Consider the following 17,179-nt stretch of genomic DNA (forward strand, 5'->3'; position numbering starts at 1 on the left):
TGAAGTAAGGGTAAGTCCGTTCCATTCCGGCAAAAAAAAATCCCGCCTATGAAAGGTATGCGTAAGCACCCGTTCGTAGCCAGGAATTTATGGTTCCTTGTAGAGACCCTCAAACCGTATTTTTGAGGATATACGATCGCTTGTAAGTTTTCATTCGTTTGTCTATCACGTTAAGTATAATACCGCTAAAATACGTATAAGTCAAATGCGAAATTAAAGATTGTTCGTAATTTATGGAATATGCTAGATTTATTTAATGCTATTTAAATAGGATTTGTCAAAAACACGAACATTATTTTCAAGAATCTACTTGCCGGACGTCCGTGCGAATTAGCGTTCGTATGCAATTTGCTATATAATAGACTTGTGCATTATTTATATTTCATAACTAAGAGGAGTAGATGCAAAGTATGGACAGTGACAGGCTTTTGGTATTAAATTTGGTTTTGGTCGTGGTTCTCATCGCGCTGACGGCGTTTTTCGTGGCGGTGGAATTTGCGATCGTCCGGGTACGGAGCAGCAGGGTGGATCAATTGATTGCCGAAGGACGGAAACAAGCGGTTGCCGTCAAGCAAGTAACCTCGAATCTCGACGGCTATTTGTCGGCTTGCCAATTGGGCATTACCATTACGGCTCTCGGACTCGGTTGGCTGGGCGAACCGACGGTGGAGAAAATACTGCACCCGGTGTTCCACAGTCTCCATGTACCTGAAGCAGTAGGCAGTGTGCTTTCATTTATCATCGCGTTTGTAGTCATCACTTATTTCCACGTCGTCGTCGGTGAATTGGCACCGAAGACCGTCGCCATCCGCAAGGCGGAAAGCATCGCGATGCTTACGGCGAAACCGCTCATCTGGTTTACCAAAATCATGCGCCCGTTCATCTGGACGCTGAACGGTTCGGCCAATCAGCTCGTGAAACTGATGGGCATCAAGCCCGCCTCCGAGCATGAGGAAGCCGCATCGGAAGAAGAACTGCAAATCATCATTAACGAAAGCTATGAGAGCGGCAAAATCAATCAAAGCGAATACGGCTACGTCAACCGGATTTTTGCCTTTGACAATTTGCTTGCCAAGGAAATTATGGTTCCGCGCACCGACATGGTGTGCTTATATACGGATAAATCGCGACAGGAAAACCTGGAGATCATCAAAGAGCAGCAGTATACGAGGTTTCCCGTCGTCGAGCAAAGCAAGGATAATGTGATCGGGATCATTAACACGAAGCAATTCTTCCTTGCCTACGAGGATAATCCGAATCTGGAGATGGCATCCCTGCTGCAACCGGTGATGGCCGTATCGGAGGTTACTCCGATCAATGAACTGCTGCAGAGAATGCAGAAGGAAGGGACCCACATCGCCATCCTGATCGACGAATACGGCGGAACGGCCGGACTCGTGACGATCGAGGATATTCTGGAAGAGATCGTCGGCGAAATCCGCGACGAATTCGACAAGGAAGAGGAGCAGCCGCTGGTGCAGCTCAGCGAATCCCATGTCATTGCCGACGGCAAGGTGTCCGTCAACCAGATTAACGATCTGCTGCTGACGGAGCTGGATACCGAAGATGTCGATACGATCGGCGGCTGGCTGTACGGCCATAACCCGGAAATGAATGTCGGGGAAACGCTGGAGCACGACAATCTGCAATTCAAGCTGCTCGACAAAGAACCGCACCGCTTCAAAAAGCTTGAAATTATCAAGGTTGAAGCATAAGGCTGAATAAAGAGCCGATTAAAAAACCTCAATCCAAGGGGCGATGCCCGGGATTGAGGTTTTTTCGCATGTTTTTGCGCATGCTACGGGTAGAGTTCCCGTTTAACGGCCGCAATTTCTTCGTCGCGGGGCTCCTCTTCAGCGTAACGGGCCCGATAGTACAAGCCGAGCAGATCATCGGCCGCGGACCGGCGTTTCTTCCAGCCCGGCTTACCGTCCCGCGCCTTGGAAGCCGGCTGACGGCGGATTTCGTCTTCCGTTTCAAGCGGCGTGAAATAAGGCTTCGGCTCGTATCCGCCCTCGGCGCGGTCTTCCTTCAGCATGCGACGGTACAGATAGCGGGCCCGTTCCCGGTTGTCCGCGAGATCGTCCCAACGCTCGCGCTTGCCGAACCGGGAAGCGAAGGGAGCGCGCCAGCTCCGCCATCCGGAAGCCGCCGTTTCCGGGGCGGCCAGCCGGGTCTCTTCATCCGTAAAGGCTGACTCCGCCTCGCCAGGCGCCGTACGGGAGAGCAGGGTGAGCAGGCGGTCCAGCCAGCGGCGCCATATTCCGCCGGCGTTTCTGTAGAGCCAGTAGGCCCCAAGCGCCAGCAAGGCGGCAATGGCGGCGGTTCCCAATACATAAAACGCCATGTCCAGTATCTCCGACAGCCACCCCGGTTCCCGCGGCTCTTCCACGGGGAAATCCATCGGCGGCGGCTCTGCGGGTTGTTCCGCCTTCGGTGGCGCTTCCGCGCCCGGTTTGCTCAGCCAGCCGACGATGAGCCGCAGCAGACTTAAGGCGATTCCTCCCAGCCAGCGGCCGACGCCGGCCGCCAACAGCACGGCCGCCAGTACGATGCCCCCGATCCAGAGCGCGTTGTGCCGCCGCAGACCCCGGGGCAGGAAGCTGCCCGACACGTTCCCGGACAGCGTACTGTAGCGCAAGTAATCCCGGTTGGCGGCAAACAAGGCCCAAGCCAGGCAAGCGATGCCGGCCCAGGTGATAAGCGGCATGGATGCTTCCAGCCGGGGGAAGCGCGGAAACGCGATTCCCGCCAGCAGATAAAGGACAACGCCGCACCAGTACAGGTTCTGACGGTTTTTCCGCCCGGCGGAGGTAACGCCCTGAAAGGCGAAGATGACCCCGAGCGGCAGGTTAAACACCGACCGGCTGCCTTCGCCCGCCGCCATGAATACGGCGGCAAACGCCGCTCCCAGCAGCAAAGCCGCCGCAAGGCGCTTCCAGAAAACGGACAAGCGTTGGTGCAGGGCCGCTTGCAGCAATACCCCGGCCAAGGATACCGCGGGAAGCGTCCAGAATGCCTCAGCCGCAATCCACTCCGGCGCCAGGAAGACATAGAGCGGCACTAAGAGCGGGATAAAGAATGCCGTCTCGATCAGGCATATGCACCACAGCCGCAGCGAACGGCCCGCAATTCCAACGCTATGTAGAGTGTCCGATTCCATATTTGCTCTCCTCCTTCCGTTAGAGGATCGATCTCCGTTTGAATATCAGCATTATTTTACCGGGGCAGCCATAAATACATCTCGTGTAACGCGATTGTATCGCGCTCAAAACCATAATGATGCAGAAGGCCTTCCATCAGCGCGTTGTTTGACATCGATACGGTTAATTTGGACAGCCCAAGCTCACGGACGGCCGTGCCAAGCAGCAGCGCTGCGGCGCCCCGGTCCCTGAAGGCATGGTCGACAAGCAATACCGCGATCCGCCCGGCATGGCTGATTCCCAATGTACCGATCAGTTGATCGTCAAGGAATGCCCCGTAGAATACCATATCGCTGGTTAGGCGTATGCATTCGAGGTCATTTTGCCAATTCAGGTGAAAATACCGGCGGCTGCGGACGAAATCCGCAAATGTATCCGTGTCGATACGGCCGGCGGCAATTCCGCCCTTCTCTCCGGCGGCAGCCGGGCTACTCAAGCCACTCAAGAAGCTCAAACCGCTCAAATCGTTCAGGCTGAAAAAGGAAAGATCGTACAGTTTCGTATACCCTAACTTGTTGTAAAAAGAGATCGCCCGGTCATTTCCCGCAATGACCTCCAAATACAACTGGCGGCAGCCTTTCCGAACGGCTTCCTCCCGGTGCAGCTCCATCAGCCTTGCGGCAACGCCTTGCCCGCGTTCCTCCGCCCGTACGGCCAGCGCCCCGCAGCGCATCGTGCGGATGCCCTCGTATTCCTTGACGCCGCCCAGCGCAACCCCGATCGGCACATCCCCGTTCAGCGCCACTAAGGAATGCTCCCTGCTGTTTCCTTCCGGCCCGAAAAAGCGCGCCGCAAACTGCTCCATCGTATATTCAAACTTAATGATGTAGTCTGCAAAGCCTGTTTGAAACGCAGCGTACAGTACATCCAACTCACACTCCGTGCCGCGAACATATCGAATCACCCTAGCCCCTCCCTTCATGCTTACCATTAAGCTCGCCGTAAATCCGCCGCAAACCGGCCATTAAGCATTCGCCGCTTCCGGGATATCCATCCATTCGATCCCGTTGCCGAGCCGCAGCAGTTCATCCGCCTGCGCGTGCAGCTTCTCTCCGCGATGGGCGGAAATGATTAAAAAATCGGTATCGCGGGTTCCTTGCTCCACCGTTTCCTCCAGCAGCCGGGACATCGATACGGTCCGGTCCAGCACGACACGCGCCAAGGTATCCAGCAGCCATTCCAGTTGGCCGGCGTCGCCTGAAGGCCCGATTACGATCGACTCCCGCGGTCCGTCCGCAAGCCGGGCGTTGCACATCAGGCCGGTCTCGATGCCGTGCCGCAGCGCATAGCCGGCGACCGAAGCGGCAAACCGGATGCCGAGCTCGATCCGCTCCGGCTCGGTGATATTGCGCCACATCGTCTCGCTGTCCTCAACGTTGAGGCAGATCATCAGCCGGTGGTCCGCCGTATAATCGCGTTGATGCACCTGCAGCGCGCCCGTCCGCGCCGTGGCCTTCCAGTTGATGCTTTTCAGATCGTCCCCGGCCCGGTACTCCCGGACCCCGGAGGTCAGGAACGGGTCCTCCACAATCCAGCGCCGCACGGGCAGACTGCCGAGCCAGCTGTGATTCGGCAGCGGCAGCTCCCCAAGCTCGAGAATCCGCGGGTACACCAGCAGCTCCAGGTTCAGGTCGAATTTTTGGGTCATCCTCGTCACCCCGAGCGGGTCGCCTGTAGTAAGCGTCGCCGACTCCAGGCGGTACAGGCCCCGCCGCGAACAGGACACCCGATGCCGCCGAGTGATTTGGCGGTAAGGGCGAAGATAAAACAGGCTGATATGGTTCTGATAGATATCGCCCGAATACACATCCAGATTTTTCTGCTTGCCGAAGGCGATCCCCGCCGCCATGCTGGACTCCAGACGAAGCCAGGGCAAGGGCAGCGGCTTCGCGTTGGAGATGACCTCCACCATTTCCAGAGACTCCTCCTCGAACACGGCCCGCTTCGTAAAATAGCGGGTGTAACGCACGCCCTTCAAGGCCCAGCGGTTATAAACCCATGATAACAAGAGCGCGATCAGGAATGCGCTGACAATCGACCATGGGAGCATCGTTATACGCCCCCGCTTCCCTTGGCCGCCCCGATCTCCTCCGCCGGCACCTCCACTTCGGAAAGCGCCTGCCGGACGACGCCGTCCTCCCGCGCCTCCCCGAGGTTCAGACCATGGCGCAGCAGCAGGCGGTGGGCCAGCACCGGAACCGCGAGCTCTTTGATATCGTCCGGCGTCGCATATTCGCGCCCTTGGATCAGCGCATACCCCTGGGAAGCGCGGAGCAAGGCGAGAGCGGCCCGCGGGCTCGCGCCCAGTCGGACCTCGGGATGCCTGCGGGTCGCCTCCGCGATCCGGACGATATACCCGAGCAAGTCCCGGGACACGTGAACATCCGCCGCGCAGCGCTGCGCGGCCGCCACTTCCCCGGTCGTAGCCGCAGGGGCCAGCTCGTCCAGCGGGCTCGATTCGCGGAACCGCTGAAGAATGTCCACCCCCTCTTCAAAGCTAGGATAGCCCATGGAAATTCGCATCAGGAACCGGTCCAGCTGTGCCTCCGGGAGCGGAAACGTCCCCTGGTTGTCCACCGGGTTCTGGGTCGCCATCACGAAGAACGGAGCCGTCAGACTATGGGTGGTCCCGTCAATCGTCACCTGGCGTTCTTCCATGCATTCCAGCAAGCTCGACTGCGTCCGGGGCGTCGCCCGGTTGATTTCGTCGGCCAGCAGCACATGGGTGAACAAGGGGCCTGCGCGAAATTCGAAATCCCCTGATTTTTGATTATAAAAATGAATTCCGCTCAAATCCGACGGCAGCAAATCCGGGGTAAATTGCACCCGTTTAAATTCCCCGTCCAGCGAGCGGGCAAGCGCTTTCGCAAGCAGCGTCTTGCCGGTGCCGGGCACATCCTCGAGCAGGACATGTCCGTTTCCGAACAGAGCCGCCAGCAGCAAATCGATCACCTCGCCTTTACCGACCACGGCCCGAGCGATATTTACCCGAAGCCGCTTCGCCAAATCCATCGCGTTTTGCATATTCACGGTTAAAGACACCGCCTTCCGGCAATATATGTATTTCATCACGTATATTATTCATCATAACAAAAAGCCCGCCATCATTATAGCGGACTCTTCACAGGATGAAACAATTTTCGCTGCCTATTCTTTGCGCAGCCATTGATACAAATCGACCACGGACCCCATGGCGTATTCCTTGAGGACGGGAACCCCGTTCTCCAAAACGACCAGGCACGGAACGCTGGAAATTTGCCAGGCGTCCCGCAGCTTGGGAGCAAAGTTTATGTTCAGCTTTGTCGCCGGGATCGTGGGGCCCGCCTCTTCGGCGATCTCCAGCATCCGCTCCGCCAGCCGGCATGTTCCGCAAAAAGGGGTATGGAAGAGCAGCGCTTCTTTACCCTGCACCGTGTTCGCGTCCAGGCGCTGAAAGACTTCCTTTTCCGTCGTTTCCTGAAGCATGCCCCACCCTCCCTTCTCTTCGCTACTATATCACATTTATTCCTTGCTCCGCCCGGTAAAAACGAGAAAGGTCACGCCGAACTTGTCCGTAACGCTGCCATAAGCGGGGCTGAAATAGGTGGCCTGAAGCGGCTCCCGCACCCGCCCGCCTTCCTGTAAGAGCTCGAAAAGCTCCTCCGCCTCTTCGGCCTCCGCTACCGTGATGCACACTGTAACCTGGTTCCCCGGCTGCAAGGACTCATCCGAGGCGATATCGGCCACGAACAATTGGGAATCGCCGATCTTCAGCACGGAGTGCGCGATCCGCTCCCGGTCCGGTCCGCTCAGCAGCTCCGCCGGCGGATTCGGCATCTCGCCGAACGTTTGCTTAAACAGCACCTTGGCGCCCAGCACGCGCTCATAAAACGCAATCGCCTCGGCCGCATCCCCGTCTATCAATAAAAAAGGGGTCAAAATCATCTTCATCTAAAAACCCGCTCCCTTCAAAATTGTAGCCCATCTGGACTCGGATCCCATTGTACGGCATAATAGTGACAACTATTGTCACAAATATCAAATATAAATCGGAGAAATTTATGCCATGTCCAAGTCCAAACGATTAATGGAGTTAATGATGACCGTCAACCGGAAGCGCAAATTCACGGTCAAGGAGTTGGCCGAGGAATTCGGCGTTTCTTCCCGGACAATTCTGAGAGATTTACAGGAACTGAGCGAGCTTGGCGTTCCGCTGTATTCCGAAGTCGGACCGCACGGGGGCTATCAGGTGCTGAACGAGCGGGTGCTTCCCCCGATTGCGTTTACCGAGGAGGAGGCGGTCGCCATCTTTTTTGCCAGCCACGCCCTGCGCCATTACCGGTTCCTCCCGTTCGAAACGGAAGCTTCGGCGGCTCTCGGCAAGTTCTACAATTACATGCCGGGCGATGTCCGCGATCGCATCGACGAGATGAAGAACCGGGTTGATTTCATCAGCCCGCAAAGGCAGTCGGCATTTCCGCATCTGGCCGAACTGCTGGATGCGGCGATCCGGCAGCAGGTTATCGCCATCGAATATGAATCGGGAGGACGGCAAGACTGCCGCGACATTCAGCCGGTCGGCATCTATGCCCGCGGCGGGCTCTGGTACTGCCCCGCCTATTGTTTCCGGCGCGAGGATTTCCGGCTGTTCCGCTGCGACCGCATCCGTTCGGTTGTCCCCGGCCCTGAGCGGAAGCCGTTGGACATGCGCCATATCCATCTGGGAAATTGGGAATCCCATATCGCCGCCAAGCGCCATGACGCCGATTGCTATGTCGAGCTCACCAAATCCGGGGTGGACATGTGCGAGGCCGAGCTAGCCCGGCGAGTGCCGATGCATGTCCGCGAGGACGACTCCGGCTTTCTGAAAGGGACGATTCCGCTCGGGGAAATCCCTTTTCTGGCGAGATTCTTCATCGGCCTGGGCCGGGAGGCGACCGTGATCGAACCGCCCCGGCTTCTCGCCGAGATACGAAAAGTATTGTCCGAATTGATGGAGAGATACGAGTAAAGGTGAGGTACTCCGTACAAATTTAACTGGAAAACCTACAGTTAATTTCCCCGGATTTGGTGCACGGTATTAAATAACTGGAAAACCTACAGTTAAAAGCGGCATCCACGCCGGATTTTCGCCAATCAACCTAAATTAACTGTAGGTAATCCCGTTAATTCGCGTAAAAGGCGAAAACCGGTAATATTAACTGTAGGAAATACAGTTAATTCTCGTGCAACTGTAAAAAAAACGCGTGCTCCCATCGAAATGACGGAAGGCACGCGTTCTTTGTATCATAGAGTCCTCGGGTTGATTAGCCGCGGAATTCCTGCAGCCCCTCGTTGAGCGAGCGGGTTGCCTCGTAAACTTGCTGATACAGTTTGAACAGACGGCCGTATGTTTCCACATTGGCCGGAATCGGCTCATACGTCTTGCCGTAGCCGATGAATTTGTCGGCGCATTCCTTCAGGCTGCCGAACCAGCCGCTGCCGACGGCGGCCATCATGGCCGCGCCCATCGCCGGGCCTTGCTCGTTCTTCAGCGACACGACCGGCGTGCCGAAAATATCGGCCTGCATCTGCAGCCAGACCGGATTCTTCGCGCCGCCGCCGATGGAGATGATGCGCTCGATCGTCACGCCGGCGGCGCGGATCAGTTCCACGGACTCGGCCAACGAGAACGTGATGCCTTCCATCACCGCGCGGGCGAGATGCTCGCGGCGGTGCGTGCCGGACAGGCCGATGAAGCTGGCGCGGATCACGCTGTCCGCGTGCGGCGTGCGTTCGCCGACGAGGTACGGCGTGAACAGCAGCCCTTCGGCGCCCGGAGGCAGCGAGCCGACCGGAGCCAGCAGCTCATCGAAGCTGAGCTCCGGCGCGAGCGACTCCTTGAACCAGCTCAAGGAGTAGCCGGCGGCCAGGGTCACGCCCATGGCGTAAAAAGCACCCGGATGCGCATGGTTGAAGAAGTGCACCTTGCCGGCGAAGTCCTTGCTCTTGTCCTCTTCATAGGTGAGGACGACGCCGGAAGTGCCGATGCTGCACATCGCATCGCCTTTCCGGACAATGCCGGCGCCTACCGCGCCGCAGGCATTGTCCGCACCGCCGCCGAACACCCGGGTGTTCGGCGACAGCCCGCTCTCCCCGGCAAACGCCGGGGTCAGCGTGCCGGTCTCTTCCGTGCTGCCGACCAGCGGCGGGCAGAACCCTTCCGGAAGGCCGAACGCCTGGGCGATCTCCTCGCTCCAGGCTCCTTCCGGAACGTTCAGCAGCAGCGTGCCGGCAGCGTCGGAGATTTCCATTTCCACGCGCCCGGTCATCCGGTAGCGCAGATAATCCTTCGGCAGCACGAAGCGGGCCGCCTTCGCGAACAGCTCGGGCTCATGCTTCTGCACCCAAAGAATCTTCGGCAAAGTGAAGCCTTCCAATGCGGCGTTTCTCGTAATATCGAGCAGCTTGTCGCCGAGCTTCGCTTCGATTTCACGGCATTCCTTAGTCGTACGGGTGTCGTTCCAAAGAATAGCGTTGCGCAGCACGTTATTTTGCTCATCCAGCAGCACAAGGCCGTGCATCTGCCCGGAGAAGGAAACGCCATCAATATCTTCCGGAGGCACACCGCTCTCTTGCAGCAATTTTTTCAGACAGGCGATCGTTCCGTTTACCCATTCCTCCGGATTTTGCTCGCTGTAGCCCGGACGCTCCTGAATCAGCGGGTACGCCGCCGTCGCTTCGCCCGTGATTTCACCCTCCTGGTTAACCAGCACCGTCTTCACCGAGCTCGTGCCAAGGTCAACCCCGATTACGTATTTCATCCCGTTAAGCTCTCCCTTCATCCATCTCGTAAGGCCTTTGCCCAACCGTTTCATAGATTGACAAAAAGGGACGGCAAGCGTCCCTTTTTAATTCATCGCATGAATAATCAATTGCAACGTTAAAGCCGTATTATTTAGCGCTGAAAATGTATTCGTTCAGACGGGCTTTCACCAGTTCCAGGTGGTTGGATTTGTTGGTGATGTCGCTGTGCTCAAGAGCATAGGCTTCAAGCGTTTTGAAGTTGGCTTTGCCGGATACGATATCCGCGCCGATGCCGGATTTGAAGCTTGCATAGCGGTCTGCGATCAGGTTGTCGAAGAATTTCTCTTCTTTCAGCTTGGCAGCGACTTTCAGACCTTTTGCAAAGGTATCCATACCTGCGATGTGAGCGTAGAACAAATCTTCCGGCTCGAAGGAAGTACGTCTTACTTTCGCGTCGAAGTTCACGCCGCCGGAGCCGATGCCGCCGTTTTCAAGGATTTCGTACATAGCCAGCGTAACTGCATACAGGTCGGTAGGGAATTCGTCGGTATCCCAGCCGAGCAGCATGTCGCCTTGGTTGGCGTCGATGGAGCCGAGCATGTTGTTGATGCGGGCCACGCGCAGTTCGTGTTCGAACGTATGACCTGCGAGCGTAGCATGGTTGGCTTCCAGGTTGAGTTTGAAGTGTTTATCCAAACCGTATTTTTGCAGGAACGAGATGGTCGTAGCCGCGTCGAAATCGTATTGGTGCTTCGTAGGTTCTTTCGGTTTCGGCTCGATCAGGAATTGGCCGGTGTAGCCGATTTCATTGGCATAGTCGACAGCCATATGGAAGAATCTTGCCAGGTTGTCGAGTTCCAGACCCATATCGGTGTTCAGCAGGGATTCGTAACCTTCGCGCCCGCCCCAGAATACATAGTTTTCGGAGCCGAGTTCAACCGCTGTTTCCAGACCTTTCTTCACTTGGGCAGCCGCATAAGCGAATACGTCGGCGTTCGAAGTGGTAGCTGCGCCATGGACATAACGCGGATTGGAGAACATGTTGGCCGTATTCCACAGCAGCTTCACGCCGGAGGATTTCATGCCTTCTTTCAATTTTGCGATGATAACGTCGAGATTTGCGTTGGATTCTCTCAGGGTTGCGCCTTCAGGAGCAACGTCGACATCGTGGAAGCAGTAGTAAGGTGCGCCCAATTTCTCGAGGAATTCAAAGTTGACTTCCACGCGAGCTTTGGCCAGATCGAGGCCGGATACCGTTTCCCAAGGACGGATCATGTTCGCCGCGCCAAAAGGATCCGTACCGTTCATGGTGAATGTGTGCCAATAAGCCACTGCGAAACGAAGATGTTCTTTCATCGATTTGCCGAGCACAACTTCATTCTCGTTATAATGTTTGAATGCCAGAGGGTTGTTGGAGCCTGCGCCTTCATACTGAATTTTGCCGATGTTCTTGAAATAACTCACTGTCTGAGTCCTCCCTGCATAATTTTAATTTTAGTAAGCCCTTACATTGCGATTCGTTGCTGTAGTCTATCTTGTAGGTTCCAAGGGTAGCATTCCCTATTTCACGGGGTGCATGCCCTTTTCAACTAGATCGTATCACGTTATACTTAGTTTGTCTAGTAAACTAACTAAGTTATTTAGTTAGGATTTGTTTTTTATGTTATGATGGCAAATAAGGTCAAGACTATACGGAGGAATCTCATGAAAATAACCGGCGACCAGCAGCTGATCAAAAAAATGAACAAAACCATCGTGCTGGATACGATCCGCCAGAAGCAGCCCTTGTCGCGGGCGGATATTTCGGCCGCCATCGGTCTGAACAAGGCGACCGTCTCTTCGCTCGTAGCCGAACTGATCGACAGCCGGCTCGTCAACGAGATCGGACCAGGCGAATCGAGCGGCGGACGCAAGCCGACGCTGCTGCTGTTCAACAAGCAGGCCGGCTTCGCCATCGGCGTCGACATCCGCGTCAGCGATTTGCTGGCCGTGCTGGTGGATCTGGAGGGCAACGTCATCCGCGAGAAAAGCGTGCCTCTTGCCGATTCCGAACCGGGCAGCATGGCGGAGCAAATCCGCAAAACGGTCGCCCAGCTCAGCCGAAGGCTGCCGGAATCGCCGTACGGCATCGTCGGGATCGGCATCGGCGTGCCCGGTCTCGTCGACGAAACGAGCCGCGTCGTGTCCGCCCCGAACCTGGGCTGGGACAATGTCGATCTCGCCGGCGCGCTGGCCGCGGAGCTCGGCGACAACATCCATATCGACAACGAGGCGAACGCCGGAGCGATCGGCGAGAAGCTGTACGGCGCCGGGCGCGATTCGCTCAACCTGATCTATTTAAGCATCGGCGTCGGGATCGGTTCGGGGATCATCGTCGGCGGCGAGCTGTACCGTGGGACTTCCAACTTTTCCGGTGAGGTCGGCCACATGACCGTCGCCGAGGACGGCCCGCTTTGCCGCTGCGGCAACCGGGGCTGCTGGGAGACGCTGGCCTCGGAGAAGGCGCTTGTGGACCGGGCCGCTTCCCTCTGGAAAGAGGACGCTCCCTCATTGGAAGAAATCCTGGCGTCCGCCAAGCAAGGCGACAAGGATGCGGTCGAACTGCTGAATGAAATCGGCTCTCAACTCGGCGTCGGCCTGGCCAATCTGGTCAACATTCTGAACCCCGAGCTGATCGTCATCGGCAACCGCCTGTCGCTCGCCGGCGAGGTGTTCGAGGACGCCATGCTGGGGACCATCAAGAACCGGAGCCTTTCCTACCACCGGAAAAAGACGCATGTCGCTTTCGCCAAGCTGGGCATCCGCTCCACGGCGCTCGGCGCCGCGTCCATGCCGATCACCGCTTTTCTGACCGATCCGGATGTGAGCGTACAGGAGACGGTATAGAAGGAGTCAAGTCGATCAGGGCGTTCAAGGCGATCACTCCTCGCGAGTTCCTGTTCCTGCAAAAATACATTTTTTACCGAATCACGACGATGAACATTTAAAAATTCCTGCGATCGTGCAGCAATTCTCCGCATTTTCTCTCCCAAAGGGAGTTTATGCATGGAAAACCTGTACATTCGCAGGAATTTCTATTTGAGTGGGACTATTTTAGAGAAAAAGATGCACTTTTGCAGGTTTGGTTCTTCGCAAAAATAGCAGACTTACACGACCCTGCTTAGAAAATGCTTGAGGAACCGGTCGGCGTCCACAGCGGTGCAAACCCGGATTTTCGGTTCCCCCTCCGCCGTGCCCACCGTGCGGCCGGTTTCCTCTCCTTCGGTAACGACGGTAACCCGCATCGGTTCCGCCTTAACGAGGCTGGGGTCAACGGCCACGCCCACCGCCAGCGGATCATGCAGCCCGCAGCCGCCGAGCCCGGGGTAGCAAGATTCGTAGAAGCCCATATAATGCTCGCACATCTCCGCCAGGAATAAGGCATCCCGGCGGCCGGAGGCGCGCCAGACATCCAGCTGCGTTCGCGGCAGCAGCGTCTGCAGCGTCACGTCCAGGCCGACCAGGGTCAGCGGCAGACCCGCGGCAAACACGGCCGCTGCCGCCTCCGGGTCGGCCACGATGTTGGCTTCGCCGTAAGGAGTGACATTGCCGGGCACGCCGACCGCCCCGCCCATGACGATCACCTCGCGGACCAGCGGCACGATCCCGGGGTCCCGTTCGATCGCCTGCGCCAGATTGGTGAGCGGGCCGACCGAGATGATCGTCACCTCATGCGGGCGCCGCCGCACCTCGGCGATGATGAAGTCGGCGGCGTTGCCCGGCTGCGCGCTTCCTTGCGGCGGTGTCTTCAGCGCATTGCCGAGCCCGTCTTCGCCGTGCACATGCCGGGAATATTTCGGCTTCTCCCCGCGACGGAGCGTCTCCTTCGCTCCCTCGACCACGGGAATCCTCCCGCTCCCGCCTTCGCCGAGGCTCTCCAGCACCGCCAGGGTGTTCCGCGTCGCTTCCTCGGCGGTCACATTGCCGAAGCAGGTCGTGACGCCCAGCAGCTCAAGCTCCGGCGAATGCACGGCGTACGCGAGCGCGAGCGCATCGTCAACCCCCGTGTCCACGTCGAGAATAACCCGACGCTTCATAGCGGCGCCATCCATAGCTTCTATCGTCCCCTTGGCTTTCTCGGCTGCCTCGCCGGCCGCCTGCATAAACCGCTCCGTCTCCGCCGGATCCGGCATCGACGACTGGGCGCCGCGCCGGGTGACCGTCAGCGCCCCGACGGCATTGGCGAACCGGGCGGCCTCCCGCAAATCCTTGCCCGCAACCAGCGCCGTCGCCAGAGCCCCGGCGAACGCGTCCCCTGCGGCGGTCGTGTCGACCGCCTCCACGCGGTATCCGGGCAGGGCGAACGTTTCGCTATCGCCCGTCACGACCACGCCCCGGCGGCCCAGCTTGGAGAACACCGTCCGGACGCCTTTGTCCCGCAGCACGGCGCTAGCCGCTTTAGCGCTCGGCTCATCGTCCACCCGCATCCCCGTCAGTTCGGTAATTTCATGCTCGTTCGGCACGATATAGCTCACTTTGGCCAGCAGCTCGTCCGGCAGCGGGCCGGCCGGAGCCGGGTCGAGCATCACCGGGACGCCATGTTGATCCGCGATCGCCACGGCCTCCGCAATCGCTTCCTGCGGAATTTCCAACTGCACCATGATCAGCTTCGCTTCGGCCAGCAGCGCTTCATGAGCGCGGATATATTCCGGCGACACCCGGTAGTTGGCCCCCGGCGCCACCACGATGCTGTTGTCCCCGTCCTCATCGATATTGATTAAGGCGACGCCCGTGGACTCGTCCTTGATCCGGCCGACGCCGGATACGTCAACCCCGGCCTGTCGTAAATGTTCGAGCAACCGGTCGCCGAACAAATCCTCCCCGACCAGCCCGAGCATCGCGACGGACGCCCCGAGTCTGCCCGCGGCGTAAGCCTGGTTCGCTCCCTTTCCGCCGGGACTCATGAGGAATCCGCTCCCCAGCACCGTCTCCCCCCGTCCCGGTCTACGCTTCGTTGCAACAACCATATCCATATTCAAGCTGCCTATTACTACAATATCTGCGCTCATGTTTTGTCCTCTCTTTACAATTGTCCATGACAAAGTAGTCTTCATAGTCATCATTTCAATAATCCGTATTTATCATAGACCATTTGATCCGGGTTCATCAATCAACGAGGCCGCCGGGCCAGGATTCTACAGATCATGATTTTACCAATTGGTCCGCAGAAATTTTCGTTAGGGGAGATAGAGATATTTACTTTTTACTTAAAATTGTGCATAATGAGAATTAACAAGTGATAATGATTATCATTATTGATTTGTCCCGAAATGCTGATCATTCAAGTTTGCATATAAAGGAGTATGAAGCCCATGAGTGTATCTACCCGAAAATCTTCGCTGCTGATCGACGATTATTTGGATTTGCTGAACCTTGCGACCCGTTTGGGCGATCAAAAATGGCAGAAAGAGATCATCCGCAAGCTGGAATATTTGCAAGCTCAATTGCAGCCCGAATAGGCATTTTCGAATCCTTAATATAAATAGCACCCGTGAAACACGGCTTATCAAAACGCCATGCTTGCGGGTGCCTTTTTTGTTCCTCGATATTAAAACCAGCTTAGACCAATGCCGGTTCCTTAAGCAAATACCGGTGTACTTCCTTCGCCGCCTCACGGCCTTCCCGGATCGCCCAGACGACCAGGCTTTGTCCGCGCCGCATATCGCCGGCGGCAAATACGCCTTCCGCATTGGTGCTGTAGCTGCCCTCGGCAGTTTTTACATTCGAGCGCTCATCCCGCTGAATCCCCAACTGTCCAAGCAGCCCGTCCTCCGGCCCGGTAAACCCGAGTGCCAGCAAGACCATATCGGCCGGAAGCAGCCGCTCGGTTCCCGGCACTTCCACCGGTACAAGGCGTCCTTGCCCGGAATCTTTCCATTCGATCTCCACAGTCAGAATTCCGGTGATCCGTCCGCTTTCGTCCCCGACGATCCGTTTCGTCGAAACTTGATAGCGGCGTGGATCCTCGCCGAACAGGCGGATGGCTTCCGTCTGGCCGTAATCGGTCTTCAGCACCTTTGGCCATTCCGGCCAAGGATTGCCCGGCAGCCGGGTCAAAGGCGGCTTGGGCATGATCTCCAATTGGATCACGCTGCGGCAGCCGTGACGGATCGCGGTGGCCACGCAGTCCGTCCCGGTATCGCCCCCGCCGATGACGACCACGTCCTTGTCCTTGGCCGAGATATACCGGCCGTCCTCGAGCCCGGAGTCGAGCAGGCTCCGCGTATTTTGCGTCAGGAAGTCCATCGCCTGGTACACGCCGTCCAGCTCTCTTCCTTCCACGGCCAGATCGCGGGCCTTCGTGGAGCCTCCGCACAGCACCACGGCGTCGTATTCCGCCATAAGCTCTTCCGTAGAGAGGTCTTTGCCCACTTCGACGCCGGTCACAAAGGTGATTCCTTCCGCCGCCAGCAGGTCGACCCGGCGCTGGACGATGCTTTTGTCCAGCTTCATGTTCGGGATACCGTACATGAGGAGCCCGCCGATCCGGTCGGCCCGTTCATATACGGTTACCGTATGCCCCGCTTGATTGAGCTGGTCGGCGCAGGCGAGTCCCGCCGGGCCGGAGCCGACCACGGCTACCTTCCTGCCGGTGCGCATCTCCGGCGCTTCGGGCGCGATCCAGCCTTCGGCAAAGCCTCTGTCGATGATCGATTTCTCGATATTCTTGATCGTTACGGGCGAGCCGTCTTTCCCGACCGTACACGCTCCTTCGCATGGAGCGGGACAGACGCGGCCGGTGAATTCGGGAAAATTGTTTCTTTTGTGCAGACGCTTCAGCGCTTCCTTCCAGTTGCCGCGATATACTAGGTCATTCCACTCCGGAATCAGGTTATGGACCGGACAACCCGAGGCCATGCCCGACAGCATTCTTCCCGCATGGCAAAAAGGAGTGCCGCAATCCATACATCTGGCCCCTTGAAGCTTTAATTTTTCTTCATCCAGCGGTATCGAAAATTCATTCCAGGTCGTAATCCGGTCGAGCGGCTGAATCTCCCCCGGCACCTCCCGTTGATATTCCATAAATCCGGTTGCTTTTCCCATCTCCATCCCCCTATTCAACCGTATGCCGATCATGCCGATTTGCCGCGTGGATGCATAAATCTATATGATTTGCGATAAGCCGCATTTTCGCTTCTCTGCGTTATTGCTATGAAGCAATAAACTATAAG

The 17,179-nt window shown here is 57.2% G+C and carries 14 protein-coding genes, 1 pseudogene and 1 riboswitch; of the genes and pseudogenes, 4 read left to right on the plus strand and 11 right to left on the minus strand.

Annotated features, from left to right (window positions below; genetic code table 11):
- Positions 1 to 56 precede the first annotated feature (56 nt).
- Positions 57 to 156, minus strand: a riboswitch (purine riboswitch).
- 254 nt (positions 157 to 410) lie between these two features.
- Positions 411 to 1,715, plus strand: coding sequence for a hemolysin family protein (locus V3851_RS11180; RefSeq protein ID WP_331846607.1), 1,305 nt, complete (start codon positions 411 to 413; stop codon positions 1,713 to 1,715).
- Positions 1,716 to 1,798: 83 nt separating this feature from the next.
- Here the strand turns inward: V3851_RS11180 and V3851_RS11185 are convergent, their stop codons facing one another.
- The 6 genes from V3851_RS11185 to V3851_RS11210 all read right to left on the minus strand — a co-directional run bounded on the left by V3851_RS11185 (position 1,799) and on the right by V3851_RS11210 (position 7,133).
- Positions 1,799 to 3,163 carry a DUF4129 domain-containing protein gene (locus V3851_RS11185; protein WP_331846608.1) on the minus strand — a complete coding sequence of 455 codons (1,365 nt, stop codon included), beginning with the start codon at positions 3,161 to 3,163 and terminating at the stop codon, positions 1,799 to 1,801.
- A gap of 56 nt (positions 3,164 to 3,219) precedes the next feature.
- The gene (locus tag V3851_RS11190) at positions 3,220 to 4,107 is read right to left on the minus strand and encodes a GNAT family N-acetyltransferase (RefSeq protein WP_331846609.1); all 888 of its coding nucleotides are present in this window, start codon (positions 4,105 to 4,107) and stop codon (positions 3,220 to 3,222) included.
- A gap of 60 nt (positions 4,108 to 4,167) precedes the next feature.
- Positions 4,168 to 5,253, minus strand: coding sequence for a DUF58 domain-containing protein (locus V3851_RS11195; RefSeq protein WP_331846610.1), 1,086 nt, complete (start codon positions 5,251 to 5,253; stop codon positions 4,168 to 4,170).
- A gap of 2 nt (positions 5,254 to 5,255) precedes the next feature.
- Complete coding sequence (locus tag V3851_RS11200) at positions 5,256 to 6,233, minus strand: AAA family ATPase (protein ID WP_331846611.1); 978 nt, start codon at positions 6,231 to 6,233, stop codon at positions 5,256 to 5,258.
- A gap of 117 nt (positions 6,234 to 6,350) precedes the next feature.
- Entirely contained in the window at positions 6,351 to 6,668 is a 318-nt protein-coding gene (locus tag V3851_RS11205) for a thioredoxin family protein (protein ID WP_331846612.1), read from the minus strand.
- Between the two features lie 36 nt (positions 6,669 to 6,704).
- Entirely contained in the window at positions 6,705 to 7,133 is a 429-nt protein-coding gene (locus tag V3851_RS11210; RefSeq protein ID WP_331846613.1) for a VOC family protein, read from the minus strand.
- A gap of 115 nt (positions 7,134 to 7,248) precedes the next feature.
- Between V3851_RS11210 and V3851_RS11215 the strand changes: the two genes are divergently transcribed.
- Positions 7,249 to 8,193, plus strand: coding sequence for a helix-turn-helix transcriptional regulator (locus tag V3851_RS11215; RefSeq protein WP_331846614.1), 945 nt, complete (start codon positions 7,249 to 7,251; stop codon positions 8,191 to 8,193).
- A gap of 295 nt (positions 8,194 to 8,488) precedes the next feature.
- Here the strand turns inward: V3851_RS11215 and xylB are convergent, their stop codons facing one another.
- Both xylB and xylA read right to left on the minus strand, forming a co-directional pair.
- The gene (gene xylB / locus V3851_RS11220) at positions 8,489 to 9,985 is read right to left on the minus strand and encodes a xylulokinase (RefSeq protein ID WP_331846615.1); all 1,497 of its coding nucleotides are present in this window, start codon (positions 9,983 to 9,985) and stop codon (positions 8,489 to 8,491) included.
- Positions 9,986 to 10,115: 130 nt separating this feature from the next.
- Positions 10,116 to 11,432 carry a xylose isomerase gene (gene xylA, locus V3851_RS11225; RefSeq protein WP_331846616.1) on the minus strand — a complete coding sequence of 439 codons (1,317 nt, stop codon included), beginning with the start codon at positions 11,430 to 11,432 and terminating at the stop codon, positions 10,116 to 10,118.
- A 240-nt stretch (positions 11,433 to 11,672) separates the two neighbouring features.
- On the opposite strand from xylA, the gene V3851_RS11230 reads away from it, so the two are divergent.
- Entirely contained in the window at positions 11,673 to 12,854 is a 1,182-nt protein-coding gene (locus V3851_RS11230; RefSeq protein ID WP_331846617.1) for an ROK family transcriptional regulator, read from the plus strand.
- A gap of 260 nt (positions 12,855 to 13,114) precedes the next feature.
- On the opposite strand, the gene V3851_RS11235 is transcribed toward V3851_RS11230, so the two are convergent.
- Positions 13,115 to 14,044, minus strand: a complete 930-nt coding sequence (locus tag V3851_RS11235) for a nucleoside hydrolase (RefSeq protein ID WP_331846711.1) — start codon at positions 14,042 to 14,044, stop codon at positions 13,115 to 13,117.
- 84 nt (positions 14,045 to 14,128) lie between these two features.
- A pseudogene (gene rbsK, locus V3851_RS11240) lies at positions 14,129 to 15,070 on the minus strand (ribokinase); the annotation flags it as partial.
- Between the two features lie 249 nt (positions 15,071 to 15,319).
- Here rbsK and V3851_RS11245 point away from each other — a divergent pair.
- Positions 15,320 to 15,466: a hypothetical protein gene (locus tag V3851_RS11245; protein WP_331846618.1), complete on the plus strand. Its 147-nt coding sequence runs from the start codon at positions 15,320 to 15,322 to the stop codon at positions 15,464 to 15,466.
- 100 nt (positions 15,467 to 15,566) lie between these two features.
- On the opposite strand, the gene V3851_RS11250 is transcribed toward V3851_RS11245, so the two are convergent.
- Positions 15,567 to 17,051 (minus strand): glutamate synthase subunit beta, encoded by a 1,485-nt coding sequence (locus V3851_RS11250; RefSeq protein WP_331846619.1) that lies wholly within the window; start codon positions 17,049 to 17,051, stop codon positions 15,567 to 15,569.
- Positions 17,052 to 17,179: the final 128 nt, after the last annotated feature.

This window comes from Paenibacillus haidiansis, from assembly GCF_036553665.1.
Classification (GTDB): Bacteria; Bacillota; Bacilli; order Paenibacillales; family Paenibacillaceae; genus Fontibacillus; species Fontibacillus haidiansis.

Bases quoted from the DNA above. Each gene is read 5' to 3' on its own strand.
- V3851_RS11235 (WP_331846711.1), bottom strand. From the start codon at position 14,044: ATGAAGCGTCGGGTTATTCTCGACGTGGACACGGGGGTTGACGATGCG.
- V3851_RS11210 (WP_331846613.1), bottom strand. From the start codon at position 7,133: ATGAAGATGATTTTGACCCCTTTTTTATTGATAGACGGGGATGCGGCC.
- V3851_RS11195 (WP_331846610.1), bottom strand. From the start codon at position 5,253: ATGCTCCCATGGTCGATTGTCAGCGCATTCCTGATCGCGCTCTTGTTA.
- V3851_RS11230 (WP_331846617.1), top strand. From the start codon at position 11,673: ATGAAAATAACCGGCGACCAGCAGCTGATCAAAAAAATGAACAAAACC.
- V3851_RS11250 (WP_331846619.1), bottom strand. From the start codon at position 17,051: ATGGGAAAAGCAACCGGATTTATGGAATATCAACGGGAGGTGCCGGGG.
- V3851_RS11185 (WP_331846608.1), bottom strand. From the start codon at position 3,163: ATGGAATCGGACACTCTACATAGCGTTGGAATTGCGGGCCGTTCGCTG.
- xylB (WP_331846615.1), bottom strand. From the start codon at position 9,985: ATGAAATACGTAATCGGGGTTGACCTTGGCACGAGCTCGGTGAAGACG.
- V3851_RS11205 (WP_331846612.1), bottom strand. From the start codon at position 6,668: ATGCTTCAGGAAACGACGGAAAAGGAAGTCTTTCAGCGCCTGGACGCG.
- V3851_RS11215 (WP_331846614.1), top strand. From the start codon at position 7,249: ATGTCCAAGTCCAAACGATTAATGGAGTTAATGATGACCGTCAACCGG.
- V3851_RS11180 (WP_331846607.1), top strand. From the start codon at position 411: ATGGACAGTGACAGGCTTTTGGTATTAAATTTGGTTTTGGTCGTGGTT.
- V3851_RS11245 (WP_331846618.1), top strand. From the start codon at position 15,320: ATGAGTGTATCTACCCGAAAATCTTCGCTGCTGATCGACGATTATTTG.